This window comes from Candidatus Nitrososphaera evergladensis SR1, assembly GCF_000730285.1.
Taxonomy (GTDB): Archaea; Thermoproteota; Nitrososphaeria; order Nitrososphaerales; family Nitrososphaeraceae; genus Nitrososphaera; species Nitrososphaera evergladensis.
In genome coordinates this window covers 2,794,484-2,807,592 of sequence record NZ_CP007174.1, presented here as the reverse complement: position 1 = coordinate 2,807,592, position 13,109 = coordinate 2,794,484, and the positions used below count along the sequence as shown (strand labels likewise).

The window sequence follows — 13,109 nt, the reverse complement described above, 5'->3', positions numbered from 1 at the left end:
AAGAGGATAGTTCTATAAGTATATAACGTATAAGGGATACTATTCTGTAAATACCTCAATCAATGGAAAACTAACAATGGAGCTCTGGTAGAAGATATCTCTGTCACCAAAACTTCTGACTATCTTATGCGATTGGAAAATTGATGCCTGTCTCGACGGTGAACCCAAATGGCTCGGTTATGGAATTGCAAACCTCTGCCAGTAATTCCACATATCTGCGTACATCATACTGCGTGTCATCCCTGACCAACTCCAATGGGAGCGTTCGCCTTCTAGAAGGCGCAAGGCACTTCTAAATCCGAACCTGATGATGTGATGTCAAGGCGGACACTCAGGGGTAAAGCTATTTGGCGACGTCGAGAAGATGGCAAGCTCTTCCGGCGATGCAGGCGTTATTCTGACTCTCAAGCGATGCTCACCCGTGAAAATTAGGGCCTCTCCTTTCATCAGCAGCGGCAAGATATCCCGCTCACGTTTTGAAAGCCACAGCGCATTTGCGACCTCCTGCGATGCAATCTCGGCATTCCTGAGGAGGATTCTCGTGTCAGAGTTTTCCAGGATTACCCTGCCCTTCTCGCTCTCCAATACGTCTGCTGGTCTCTGGGTGATGAAGAGGAATAGAACGTTTAGCTTGCGTCCTGTCCTTGCAATCATCTCGACAAAGCGTGCCGCCGTGGGTATCTTGAACAAAAGCCATCCCTCATCAATGACAAGAATCTTAGGGAGATGCCTCGGTGCAGCTACTATTGACTTCCATGCTCTTGCAAGGGCAAGCGTGAGAAGCACACCCTCTCTTTCTTCATTGTCGAATGCGCCTTCAAGGGATATCACCGTCTTGGTCGATATCTCGGTGGTGTCCCCGGCCCCTTTCTTGAACAATTCCGCGAAAGGACCTTGTACCAACTGGACGAGGTGTTTCTTTGTGTTCTCGTCTACCTTGTCGTAAAGCTCAAAAATCGAAGTGGCCGAAGCTGATTTTGCGGTTATCTCATTGCGGGCCAGGCTGTCAGCTTTGGCCATATCGCAGATGACTTGAGGTACATCAATCGGATCGAAAAGCTCGTACGGGTCGAAACCCATGCGACGTACACTTTTATTGTTGATACCGTCAGTCAGTTTGGTTACTGTAAGGCCGAAATAATCCGAGATTTGTTCATACTCGCCCTGTGGGTCAACGACGTAGACATGGGCATCAGGGTAATTTTCTGTCATGCGCCTTAGAATGACTTTGGCTGTGACCGATTTGCCGGAACCTGACGCGGCAAGCAGCCATACGTTATAGTTGTCGCGCAGCCGGTAATCATAGACAACCGGCGCTTTGGTTATGACATTCTGGCCTAGCAGCATCCCGCCCTGAACTTCAAGCAAGTCTGAGGAGACGAATGGAAAGGTAATTGCAAGCGAGCCAAGTTCGAGAATAAGGTCCTTGCGCCAGTTACCTAGTGCGGCATCGCGCTGCAGGAAAGGAACGACGTCGAAACGTACCTCTGCGGCCTTCATGCTTTTTATAAAACTCTTGGACTGTATGTCGAGATCTTTATTGGAATTGGCAAGAATAGCACAGGATACGCTGGTGTAAAACAAGGCGGTCCTCTGGGCCTGCAATCCTTGGTAGACAGCCGCCGCGCGCTCTAGCCTAGGTATGAGGCTCGGCTTCTTTGCAGCTGCGGCCTCGATGGTGGATTTATACTTCTGCGCCATGCTCAAGGCTTGATCAGAATCTATCTTCCTTGTCCTGACTACGACTATATGGCAGTGCTGCAGCAACGAGTTTATCCATGCCGGCGACATCGCAGGCCTCAATCCCGTCAATACCAATAAGCGTCCAAAGCGGCCTGTGGGCGGGCTGTCAGGCCCATCATGAGTGTATTTGGCGATGACATGGCGTGTGTTTTCAGAGAGAATTTCAAGAGTAGGTGCAGCATCAACGGTCCGGAATTTGAAACCAAGAGAGGCGAGGTACTCGCCAAATTGTTCTTCTGGGCTTGATACGTAGGTCTTGTTTGTATAGAATCGCTGTCCTCCAAAGTCAACACTCTCTCTTGCAAGAGTCATCGTAATCTTTCCGGCAGTGTTTAGCAAGGATGCAAAGCGTGTCAGCAGAGTTTCCTGCTTTTCGTCAGGTAGAGAATCAAAATTTGTTGGCTGAATCTCGTAGGTAAAGATGTCCATTCTTTCTACAACAGTGGTGGTCCTCTTCTTCTTTTAAGAGCAGAATCACGACTGAATAGACAGAACATATGATATGGTAGGCCAAGTGGATGTCTTGTGGTTTGAAAGCATGGGTGTTTTTTCAGAGCCGATCTTTAACTTCTCGTTTGTGCGGCTGACATTAAGACAGGTGGGCACTCTATTTGGTGGTCTGCTCTTCGCGTACGCTCTTTCGACAGGCCTTGACCAGTCCGTCTCCGGCGCCGCCATTGCTTGTCTTGCCCTGTTGGTCACATTCTACCGGCCCCGGGTCATGCCCCTTGAGCAATACTTCGTTGCCGCAACTCGGTTTCTAGCTGCAAAGAATCAACGTGTTACAGAAAAACAGAGAGTAGCCTTACTCATGGCCAATAATGTTGCGGAGGTCTCTGAACCTGAATCTGAAAGCAACAGGGCCAGATATCTGGAGAAAGAGCCACTAGACAAAGGCACCAGTGGTTTCTTTGAGAAAAGTAGGATTGAAAGACGTTTCCTATCCTCTTCATTTCCGTTTGGAAGAAAAAAGAAAATCTGAAGTTGACTGTGTCGATTCACAAGTAAAAGAAATACCGACGACCTTTTTCCTATGATTTTGCCTTGTTAAATATTGACAAAAGCCTTGCGAGGTAGATATGCTGTCTCAGCTTGAAGGCAACGAAAAAGAAAAAGTAACGAGGATAATGGTTGCATCGATAGTCACTGGAATAGCTGTTGCAATTGCGCCCAGCCTCATCGTATGGCTTTCTGGAGTTGACATCAACAACATACAGACAACCTCAAACACCATTGCAGGAAGTTCGGGCGGTCTCCCACCTGCACTTGCAAACGTGCTGCGCAATGGGTTCACGGTGATAACTGTCCTTGGCGCAGTCATCGCAGCTGGTGGTCTCATTCTTGGCGCCATCAAGATGCAACTGCAATAAAAAACAATAAGATTGGAGCGAAGGAGAAGCGAAAATGCCCCACACCATCCACGTTCTTGTCCACGCAGTTGCGCTTGCCTGGATTGGTGCCATCCTCTTTTTTGTCCCTCCACTCTCGACCTCCTCACTACCTGCGATTGCCTCGCTACCGCCTTTACTATTCTGGATCGTGGCTTGGTTTGCTGATGCAGGCTTTACCGCAAAGCACTGGCGGCTTGTAATGGAAGGCCGCGAAGCCAACGTGCTTGTTCTGGTGCTGGCCCGCCTTGCCCCTCGCAAGTCCAAGATAGTGTTTGCAGTGCATGCTGCCTTTTCCGTAGGAGTAGCGACTGGTTTACAGTCTATGGTCACACACACATTTGATCTCTTTCTCGTGTCCTCAATCCTGGCTGCCTTTGGGGTCTTGCATCTTGATGCCTTTTTCCATAGCCGCACGTTCGTAAGGACGACAACGACGACGATGATGATGGGAAGTCAGGCAAGCGAGCAGCAGAATCCAGCAGAGAAGGAGACCAAAAAAGTATTGTCCTTTTGGTGATGAGTGGGGAGAAAGAGGAGATATGCTGCTCAAAACAAAGTACTGGCGCTATTTTCTCCGGTTCTGTGCCAGTACAGGCTTTGAAATTTCGACACTTCAAGAAATAATATCTTCGCTTGAGCAAGACCGTGCCAAAAGGGTAGGGGATTATTCATTCCTGCTCGTATCAAAAGAAAAAGAGAGGTTTGGAACCGTCTACAGGATCGAGGTGTACCACAGAAATGAGCTTGTACTCAAATCACCGGTGCTTCTGCGTGCTCCGTTGAAGGAGTATAATCGACACTCTAACGTCAGCTGAAAGAATATGATGTTTTCAACAAGGATGAAAACTCAGGTTGATTGTTTTTGTAATTACTCTTGTTGTTAGTACCACCGCCGATCATTCCGCTCTCTTTCCTTCTGTTATCGGTGGCTGCGCAGGGCCTACCACTATTTTGGCGATAACGGGGTCATGCATGGCTTCTGCAAACTGTCTATCGTATTCCTTTTTCATCCAGTGGTATAGCTCATCCATAACTGTAGCGTATCTTCTTTCTAATTCTACAAAGTGTGGCCTTACTAGAGAAGATATGTGCCATGCATATCTCGCAAGAAATCCCTTCCGTGCAAGTTCCCACCTTGTAATGCTAGGCGAAATATCCTTGAAGACCAAGCCAAAGATTGTGTACACATCTTTCGCAAAAAATACCCGGTCATCTGTAAAGATGAAATTGTGCACAGCATTCCTGGCACATGCTAGGTAGCAGAGCTGAGGAAAAGATAGACCGAGTTCTGCAGCTACGTAGTGTGCTCTGCCTGCAAGGGTAATGGAATATTTGGTATATAGATGGCTACTGCTGGTAATACAGCAATTACTATTATTATCATGCATGCTCTCTTCTTCTGTTTCAGCCTTAATGAGGCCTGCTCGCACTAACCGACGCATCGCATTTCTTTCTGCTCTTGTCGCAAATCGATAACTACTATGCTTTGGTTCTGAAGCTTTGAAGAGTTGTTCTAGAATTCTAAATGCCTTCGAGTTATAGTTGACAAGCCGGCGACTTTGCACAGCAGTCCCCAATGTAGCTTCTCTAATACTAGTGGAATAGTTATCGTCATTATCATTACCGTCACTCCTGTGCTGTGCTTGATTGATCTTTTTCATTATCTACCTTTATTTTTCATATGTTGGCGCAGCAGCTGATTGGCACGACAGAAATCTCTCTGCCTCCAACGGTATCTACGGCTCCTACTTGCTGCCGTTGTCATCCTCATCACTGTAGTCATCAGAATCAGATATTATGACTACAAAGCGCGAGATTGGCTTTGCAGACCTTAGCATGTGCTCGACATCGCTCTTTCTGTCGGTAGCTAGCACGCTGTACTTCGAGGGTGATATTTCCTCAACAGGTCTATCCAGGCCAAGGAATCTCATCGCCTTGATGCCAAGAATGTATGCCTTCTTGCCGTCACCATCTCGTATTACCTCGATCATCCCATCCGCAACTGTCTCAAGAGGGCACGCATGGCCAGTCTTGAGATCTACTACTTGTGGCCTGCCGCAGTGGGTGCACTGAATAATGCTCTTGTTCCTATCGGGCATCAATAGAGGAGCTTTGTATCTAACATCACTATCTTCTCCTCCGGCATCCCTTCCATTACCTACTTTATGATCCTCCTCCTCGTCGTCATCTTGAGCGACAGCTTTCTTACTCATACGATTCCTAATGGTTGATGACGATGACGATAATGGTCTTGCCGCTTGTTGTAGCGGCGATGCACCGGTGGCCGTAGCTCCTGGTGAAGCGGAAGCAGCCATCCTCTGTTTGCGCCCGCGCATTAATGCATAGACCTGATCGGGAGTAGGCAGCGTGAACTCATTTTCGTGGCCTATTGATTCAAGGTACTGTGCAATGTACGAGATTACACCGCGCAATTCTTCTTCTGCATCCTTGTCGCCCCTACGTATCTTCTCAGTCAGCTCCTCAAACGCCGTAAAGAAATGTGGCAGTGCATACACGTCGGAGAATCTGCTCGCATTCGTATCCAGGACGCGTGAGAGCTTGGTAAGCACATCGTTTGGCCAATGGGTCAGCACGTTCACTGCAGTTTCCATGACAGGAGAAATGCCAAGTGCCTTGAATGGGTTTTCTACTTGTGCCTTTGCGAGCAGTGCTGCTACTGCGGCTACCCTGATGGGATTCATTGGGCTATGGAGGTTGCGTCTTACATGCTCTATGAGAACATCCGTCTCGCTTTCAAGAATTAATACTTCGGCGATGTTAATTTCTTCGATTTCTGCCCTCTGGTAAGCCTCTACACGCGCGTGACCATCTACGATGTAGTAGTGGTGATGGGATGAAGAGGATGCCGCCTTGCCCACATGCCCCACGGTGATGCCAGGCACCGCCCTGCCTTCTTCGACAGAAGCCCTTATGGCTTCTATCATCTGTTCCGTCTGCAGGTTCACGCGCACACGCGACTTGCGCAGGCTCGAGATCGGCAATATTCTTGGTTTTGATGATGGTGATGATGACGACCACGATGGCGATGATGGTGGTGACGATGCCATCTCTGTGCTAGTATCTCCCTCTTATCCACTTTGCAGACGCTGTGAGCGCAGGCTTGGAGATGCCAGTGACAGCCTCAGAATGCGTCTCCACTATCCTTCTGATGCAGTAGAGGTCGCGCACCGACTTTGAATGAAATGCAAACATTACCGCGTTAGCAATAGCTCGCTCGCCTAGGACTCGCTTCGTGGTAGCTGCCACGCCAGCGGCAATCGTGTAGCAAGCTATCTCAGACGTATTGATGACTATGTGTGCATCGGGATTTCTCAGCTCATCGCAGAGTCTAGAAAAGAGATGCCAAGCATGCTCCGATTCCGCATGCGTCAGGCCGAGTTTGGAGCATGCGTTGGAAAACCGTGAGAGGTATGGGATTGCACCTTTTTTCTTCTTTTTCTTACTCCTGTCCTTCTTTTTGCCACCTTTGTCTGAGGTATAATCGTCATCCTCTCTGTTTGCAATTTCTAGGCTGCGTGCTGTCGATAGGCCGGGAAGGTTTCTAACCTCGCTTCCACCAAGCTTGTGGGAAAGAAACAGGCTGATGTTTGACCTTGGATTTTGTACTTGCGAGTCTGTTATCGGTGATGACGATGACGATAAGGAAGAATCAATTTTCTCATCCTCTGGTAGATCAGAGCCACTATCAGAAAGGACAATGCCGCACTTGGTGCAGACATACTCGCCATCAGGAGCCATAACTGGCCGGTGCTTGGAACAATTCCACGGATAGCAGCTGGAGTGTTGTACCGTTGCGGAATGCTCTTCTTTCATCCCGCAATAATTAATTCTCTGTCTCCGGCTTAAGTTTTTCCGCTCGAGTTCTGCCGCGCAGTGAAGTTGTGCAGAAATCCAGTTCTGTAAGTGGTTTGTCGTTCGCAGAGGGTGACGCAATTATACGTTCGATACATCAACCAACGCGGTGATTCTACAAGGATTAGTGAATGAATCAAGAAGTAGAGCAGAACCGTCATTACCAGTAAAGTTTCTGGCAGAGATGATCCCAGAAGGACCTACAAGCAATTTTGAAATAATAATGTTAAGTAGGAGATTCTACATTTCTATTATAGAAAAGAGATTAGTGAGTATAATTATGGCCCAGGAGGATATCAACAAGGTCCGAGACAGGGAATACCGCAAGGCGGGTTTGAACCTCATCAAAGAAGGGGAGCATTTCGTGCTCCCGATTGAAATACCAGCTAAGGTAGAGGGCGTCCACGGCAAAGTACCGTTCAACGGAAATGGCATCATACGCATAGAAGGTTTTACAGATGATACAGCAGCAAGGCGGGCCGGATTTCCAGAGTGGCGCATTCCTGGCAAGAATATTCCGAATATCTTTACATTTGTTGATGACAAAGCTGGGCCGCTTGTGCGCATAGTACCTGGAAACGATATGCTTGGGTGGCATAGGGCACAGAAGGCAGGCCGGTTGGCCAAGAGGACTGGGGTTAACATTGTGTGGGATGTCAATGAGCTATCTGGCTGGGCCTTTTTTGAAGCAGGCAAGAACAACTGGCTCCTAGAGTACGCATTGAACAAGATAATGGGATGGAACCTCTTTGACGAGGAAGAAGCTTGGAGCTTGCTCACTGCAGACACTCTGGCTATGGAATGGCCAAAGGAACAGATGATGAAGATAAACCTCAGAGAGCACTTTTTCAAGAATCCAACGAACAAACTAATGCTGTTCAGAAGGGCTCGGGGAAGGATGGAACAAGATCCTGCTTTGCCACTGCCTGAACTTGTAGGTGGCGGAGGGGCTCCTGAGCGGTACTGGGTTTCACGCTATGTATTTGCATCGTCTGCGATTGAAAGACACGTCATCAGGCACCCAGAACTTGCCAACCTATACCCTGAATGGACCGCAGATGCGCTGGCAACAAAGTACGTCAGAATGATGCAGAAGATAAACTATGTACCTGATGCGCTGGAAGCCCATCTTGAAAATCAGGTATTCCTTGCTGACGTGGTCGGCAATCTAATAGGGCTGGGCGAATGTATCGATAAGACGGAGCCTTTTTTGGTTCTATCATACGAGCATGCAGTAGAGGGTCTGCAAGCATTCAGAACTGATCGAATTGATAGCCCTAGTTGGCTCAACCATGCTGGCGGCGTAGAGCATATCAACAAATGCATAGAATGGACCGAGCTTTTGCTTGCCGGCAAGTGGGAAGACGCCGCCAAAGTTGAGCGAGAGATGTATGAGACCTTCGAGAAGTACCTAAAGAATGGTGCGAAGGACACAGGAAAGGACTTTATGATGTTGTGGATTGAAAGGCTGCCTATCATGCTCATGTGGGATGTCCTTCAAGCATACGTTGGCGAATCTGTCAGGCGTGGAATATGGAAGCCAGTCAACGTGACTCCGTTGCGTGTTAATGCGTCACCCGCGTAACATCCTTTGTTCCTACACACGCTAGAGAAAATCTAAGAATTCATCCTTGGTAAGGCCACAGTAAGCTAATTATCTTCGAGATCTCAACTCTTTTTGCCCAGATCCATCCCCTCGTCATTTTCAAATCCGTCCCTGTTATTGCCCCGTAAACTATAGTCCAGAATAATTGGGTAGATCTAAGTTTTTATATACGGTGCGCACATGATATCATGTGCGCTATGCATATAGCAACCAGTCATCCTGAATCGACAATCTCAGACTTATTGCGGTCATTGACAGGTAATGCCAAAGTCACAATCGAACGAGAGGCTAAAATCGCGAACATTGGAACTTTGGACTATAGACTTAGAGATGAGCATGGGCAAGAATATTTTGTAGAAGTAAAGTCTAGAAGAATCACAAAACTCGATGTTGGTCAATTAGCCACATACGCAACTTTACTGCATAAGAAAATACCATCTGCAAAACTTGTTCTGATAGCTAAGAAAGTGGATTCAATTCATAAAGAAGTACTAAAGGAAATAGGAGTAGAAGTCATAGAGTTAGAGCACAACTTATCCAATTCTAATCAGACCCTTCGAATCATACCTTCTAAAAGAATCAATAAAAAATTAGAACTTTCTCCAAAGGAGCAGGAATCATATTTTCTTCTATTAAGAAAAGGTATAGTAGTTGTCACACCCGAATTGCTCTCTAAGGAATTAATGGTACCAAATGGATATTCCAAGAATATCTTATCAAGCTTGGCAAGGAAAGGAATGCTTTCGAGGTTCGGTAGGGGAAAGTATGTCATTATCTCGCCAGATGTTGTCTATGGGCGTAAAGGATACACAATAGACCCTATAGTGATGCTAGAACAATTGGTGGGTGATGAGCCTTATTATCTTGCTTACACTAGCGCCCTATACATTCATGGATTGTCACTTCAGTTACCATTTGAAACAACCGTAGCAGTAACAAAACAGAAAAGGTCTGTCAAAGTAGGACATAATTCGATTATAAAATTTGTGCGCATTATGGCAGAGGCAATGTTTGGATACAAACAACAAAGGTATCTTAATTCGTATACCTCAGTCTCAGACCTGGAAAAGACTATTATCGATTGTATCGACAGGCATGATTTATGCGGCGGAATAAGCGAGGTTACAAGAATTTTGTCAGAATCATTGCAGCAGATAGACAGAGATAAATTGTTGAACTATCTCAAGAAATTCAACAAGCAAGTAGTAATTCAAAGACTGGGCTTTATTTTAGAGAAATTGACACAAGAAGGCTTTGAGGTAGATCCAAAGCTTCTCCAAAATATGGAAAATCTGAAGTTTAGACATGTCTACAGACTGGACTTTACAAAACCAAAAAGCGGCACGATGTCAAAAAAATGGAAAATAATTGAAAATGCAGATTGTATGAGTTGGAAGAATTAGTGGTATGCTTAAGATAACAGAAAGGATCTTAAGGAATTGGGGCGACCTTGCCGGGATAGATAATCTGACCCTCGCAGAACACGATTATAGAATTAGCTACCTACTAAATGACATCTATTCAAATGATTCTCTTAAGGATAATCTGCTCCTCAAGGGTGGCACTGCGATAAACAAGCTGCATCTGAAAAATTTAAGCAGAATCTCTGTGGACCTGGATTTCAATCAAATAGGTTCAAAAGATGAAGTCTTGAGAAACGTCAAGCGGATTCGAGAAATTCTGATTCAAATAGCAAAGGAACAGGACCAGTCATACAAAATAACCTTTGACCGGAGATACGAGCAGACAACGATTCATCTAAAATATAACAGCGTAACTGGGCAGCAGCCAGTTCAGCCAATAAAAATTGAGGTATCGCATGTTGAAAGGTTTCCCATCCTGAAAACTGAGAACAAAGAATTGATGCTTTATGATACTGAAACATCAACTTCGATAGGAACCTACAGAATAGAAGAACTACTTGCTACCAAGCTTCGAGCTCTCTATGATAGGATGAAAGGGCGGGATCTGTATGATCTCACTTCATCCTTTCGTCTGGTTATTGACAAAATTGTACTCCGAAAAATGTTCCTCTACTACTTCTACAGAGATAGAAAAGTTTTCGATCCCAAGATATTTTTCGAAAAGGTTTCTAGTAGTAGCTATGAGGATGATGTCAAGGGATTCATCAGGCCAGATATCAGGTTCGACCTAGAATTAGCCAAAAAGGAGGTTATGCAAAATTATAATTTTCTCAGAAATCTTGATGATGCTGATAAACAATTCTTGACATTCGCTAGATTTTTGCTTGGCGATGACATAAAGAAAGAAATGAAAAAAACAATATTGGACATTGTTTATCCGTTCAGGGTATTGTTCGATGGAGTTCGTGATGTAAATCCAGATATCTTTGAAATAAGAACAGAAGATATTCTAATGTATAAAAAGCCTAAAGACAGCTAATCTTTTCGAATGAAACTGAGGCGAAACTCATGGAATGAAATCTACTACTCCTCCTGAGCATTTTTACGCTCATCTGATGATAGTTTGGGCAGTAATTATTCGATCTCTCGCTTCGTCCTTGCAAGGAAATCTTGGATTTCCTCACCTTGTTTCCCTTCTGCTTCGCTTGCATACGTTTCAGACACCATCCTTACCTGTTTTGTGGCAAGTTCTCTCAGCTTTTCAACCCCCTTCTTCATGTCATCAAATTCAAAGTAGTTGTTGCCGTCTTTGTCAAAGTCAAACCCGCCTCCGAAGGCGCTAGATATGGCCTTACCAATGTCGGCCATGCCTGCACTTCTCGATTCCATGGCAAGACCCTTTCCAAGGCCCTGCGCGAGGCCAGACATTCCTCCTATGATGGTCCCCTTTGCTCCCATGTGCAGCTTTTGCGCGGACGAAAGCGGCGTCGGGTCCGGAGCAAACACGACTGAGCCGGGCTGAATTGCAAAGGCTGGCATCCTACTGCTCTCCTTTGCAGGTGTCTTGATTGCAGCCGCCGCGTCTTCAATAGTTGAAACATCGGCTCTATAAGATGACGGTGTTTCTACCACCGGCTTGGAGGTCCCAGCCAACGGTGGCTCTGGCCTGATAGAGGGCGCGCTCCCCGTCGCTGGACTTGACACAGTTACGGGCGCACGACCAGAAGGAGGAAGATATCTCATCGCTCTTTCTTCCTTTGCAGCTACTATTTCCGGCGCTAGGTCCTGCTGCTGTGTACTTCGGCTGCCCATGCCCATGTTGTTTGCGCCGCATATACCCTGCATGGCGTTCTGTGCTAGGCGTGAGCCGAGACTTGCTGCGGCCATACCTCCTCCAAATGCTCCTCCGCCATCGCTCCCCATACCCATGCCACTCAATGATCCCGGAGCAGCGCCTCCATACCCGAGCGCTCCGGCAGCTCCTCTTGCAGCACCCATTGTTGCCGAGCCGCCAGCCACTACGCCAGCCATAAGTGACGATGTCACCATGCCAGTTATGCTCGAAACAACGGAGCCCAGCATTGGCGAGAGCATCACCGGCATAAAGATTGCAAGTATTATCACTGCCGCAGCTGCTACAAAAGCCTGAAAGTTCTCCACAACGCTGTCCTTTGGCAGCGTGTCCAGGTACGCACCTCCAGCCACAACTACCATTGAAGATATGACGGTAGCCACCACCAACCCGTAAAGAGTCTCAAGCAGCCTGTCAGCCGGCCTGCGCACCCATGGCACTAGCTTTATCGCAAGAATCATCGGCAGGCCCACTATGATTGACGCTGTGAGCACTATTCGTATGGTGCCTATGATGAACATCATCATGAAGATGAGCGCCGCAAGAAAAGCGCGGAAAATCGCAGTCATGACGTCATGGAAGAGCTGCGTCAGTCCGCTCTGGTCGCCGACCAGTGCCTTGGCGGTTCCTTCAAGCAGCTTGCCCATGTCAAACTCTGTGTTTATTCCTCCAAGCTTGATGAACAGGTCCTTGGCCCTTGCTGCTGCGTTTTCCGGAGTTGGGTTTGCAGGGTTTAGGATGTATACGTTCAGGTATTCGACGCCCGTAGCCACGCTATCCCACAGCACAGGAAACACCATAAGAAAGAGCGAGTAGATGAGCGCGTTTGCGACGAGTTCGATTGCCTGGCCCTTCTTCTGGATACCAAACTCTTCGCCCAGAAAGAGGATCATGCCCAGGATAAACGCGCCGGCCATGACAAAGATGGCAATTAGGCGAAGGTTGTGGTACGTCTCTATCATTCCCGGCTTTGCGCTTGGTGCATGTGAAGAAGAAGATGATGGGGGTGGTGCTTCATAGTCTGCAAGCGTGGCATCTGGTTTGTCAACAAACTTGGGCATCTTTACCATGAGCTCAAAAAACGACTTATCGGCGCTACCTATCACCCATGCATTTACTATCGCGACAAGCGCTACGAGTATTATCACGATGACTATAGGCGTGATAAAGTCTACCATGACGATGCTCTTTCTCCGTCAGCAGAACTCCATCGCATACACTCACAGCGCAAGGTAAGCACACGCTTTTAAGCGCCGAAAGAGCCGGATGCTATCGCTCTC

General features: G+C 47.0%; 13 protein-coding genes. 7 read left to right on the top strand and 6 right to left on the bottom strand.

Annotated elements, in window-relative coordinates; all coding sequences use genetic code 11:
* Positions 1-124: 124 nt before the first annotated feature.
* Complete coding sequence (locus tag NTE_RS17420; protein ID WP_264357924.1) at positions 125-256, bottom strand: hypothetical protein; 132 nt, start codon at positions 254-256, stop codon at positions 125-127.
* Positions 257-318: 62 nt separating this feature from the next.
* Positions 319-2,172: a VirB4 family type IV secretion system protein gene (locus tag NTE_RS15360; protein WP_148701821.1), complete on the bottom strand. Its 1,854-nt coding sequence runs from the start codon at positions 2,170-2,172 to the stop codon at positions 319-321.
* A 73-nt stretch (positions 2,173-2,245) separates the two neighbouring features.
* Here NTE_RS15360 and NTE_RS15355 point away from each other — a divergent pair, with 73 nt between their 5' ends.
* The 4 genes from NTE_RS15355 (at position 2,246) to NTE_RS15340 (ending at position 3,949) form a co-directional block, all read left to right on the top strand.
* The gene (locus tag NTE_RS15355; RefSeq protein WP_148701820.1) at positions 2,246-2,725 is read left to right on the top strand and encodes a PrgI family protein; all 480 of its coding nucleotides are present in this window, start codon (positions 2,246-2,248) and stop codon (positions 2,723-2,725) included.
* A 97-nt stretch (positions 2,726-2,822) separates the two neighbouring features.
* A complete protein-coding gene (locus tag NTE_RS15350; protein ID WP_148701819.1) occupies positions 2,823-3,113 on the top strand; it encodes a hypothetical protein in 291 nt (96 codons plus the stop codon).
* Between the two features lie 34 nt (positions 3,114-3,147).
* On the top strand, positions 3,148-3,651 hold the full coding sequence (locus tag NTE_RS15345; RefSeq protein WP_148701818.1) for a hypothetical protein: 504 nt from the start codon (positions 3,148-3,150) through the stop codon (positions 3,649-3,651).
* A gap of 22 nt (positions 3,652-3,673) precedes the next feature.
* Entirely contained in the window at positions 3,674-3,949 is a 276-nt protein-coding gene (locus tag NTE_RS15340; protein ID WP_148701817.1) for a hypothetical protein, read from the top strand.
* An 81-nt stretch (positions 3,950-4,030) separates the two neighbouring features.
* On the opposite strand, the gene NTE_RS15335 is transcribed toward NTE_RS15340, so the two are convergent.
* The 3 genes from NTE_RS15335 to NTE_RS15325 all read right to left on the bottom strand — a co-directional run bounded on the left by NTE_RS15335 (position 4,031) and on the right by NTE_RS15325 (position 6,893).
* Positions 4,031-4,795, bottom strand: a complete 765-nt coding sequence (locus NTE_RS15335; protein WP_148701816.1) for a hypothetical protein — start codon at positions 4,793-4,795, stop codon at positions 4,031-4,033.
* A gap of 84 nt (positions 4,796-4,879) precedes the next feature.
* Positions 4,880-6,202 carry a ParB/RepB/Spo0J family partition protein gene (locus tag NTE_RS15330; RefSeq protein ID WP_148701815.1) on the bottom strand — a complete coding sequence of 441 codons (1,323 nt, stop codon included), beginning with the start codon at positions 6,200-6,202 and terminating at the stop codon, positions 4,880-4,882.
* 7 nt (positions 6,203-6,209) lie between these two features.
* Positions 6,210-6,893: a hypothetical protein gene (locus tag NTE_RS15325; protein ID WP_148701814.1), complete on the bottom strand. Its 684-nt coding sequence runs from the start codon at positions 6,891-6,893 to the stop codon at positions 6,210-6,212.
* Positions 6,894-7,134: 241 nt separating this feature from the next.
* Here NTE_RS15325 and NTE_RS15320 point away from each other — a divergent pair, with 241 nt between their 5' ends.
* From NTE_RS15320 to NTE_RS15310, 3 genes are all read left to right on the top strand, one after another.
* Positions 7,135-8,592 (top strand): hypothetical protein, encoded by a 1,458-nt coding sequence (locus NTE_RS15320; RefSeq protein WP_148701813.1) that lies wholly within the window; start codon positions 7,135-7,137, stop codon positions 8,590-8,592.
* Positions 8,593-8,864: 272 nt separating this feature from the next.
* The gene (locus NTE_RS15315) at positions 8,865-10,016 is read left to right on the top strand and encodes a type IV toxin-antitoxin system AbiEi family antitoxin domain-containing protein (RefSeq protein ID WP_338031177.1); all 1,152 of its coding nucleotides are present in this window, start codon (positions 8,865-8,867) and stop codon (positions 10,014-10,016) included.
* A 4-nt stretch (positions 10,017-10,020) separates the two neighbouring features.
* A complete protein-coding gene (locus NTE_RS15310) occupies positions 10,021-11,016 on the top strand; it encodes a nucleotidyl transferase AbiEii/AbiGii toxin family protein (RefSeq protein WP_148701811.1) in 996 nt (331 codons plus the stop codon).
* A 95-nt stretch (positions 11,017-11,111) separates the two neighbouring features.
* Here NTE_RS15310 and NTE_RS15305 read toward each other — a convergent pair whose 3' ends face one another.
* Positions 11,112-13,007: a hypothetical protein gene (locus NTE_RS15305; RefSeq protein WP_148701810.1), complete on the bottom strand. Its 1,896-nt coding sequence runs from the start codon at positions 13,005-13,007 to the stop codon at positions 11,112-11,114.
* Positions 13,008-13,109: the final 102 nt, after the last annotated feature.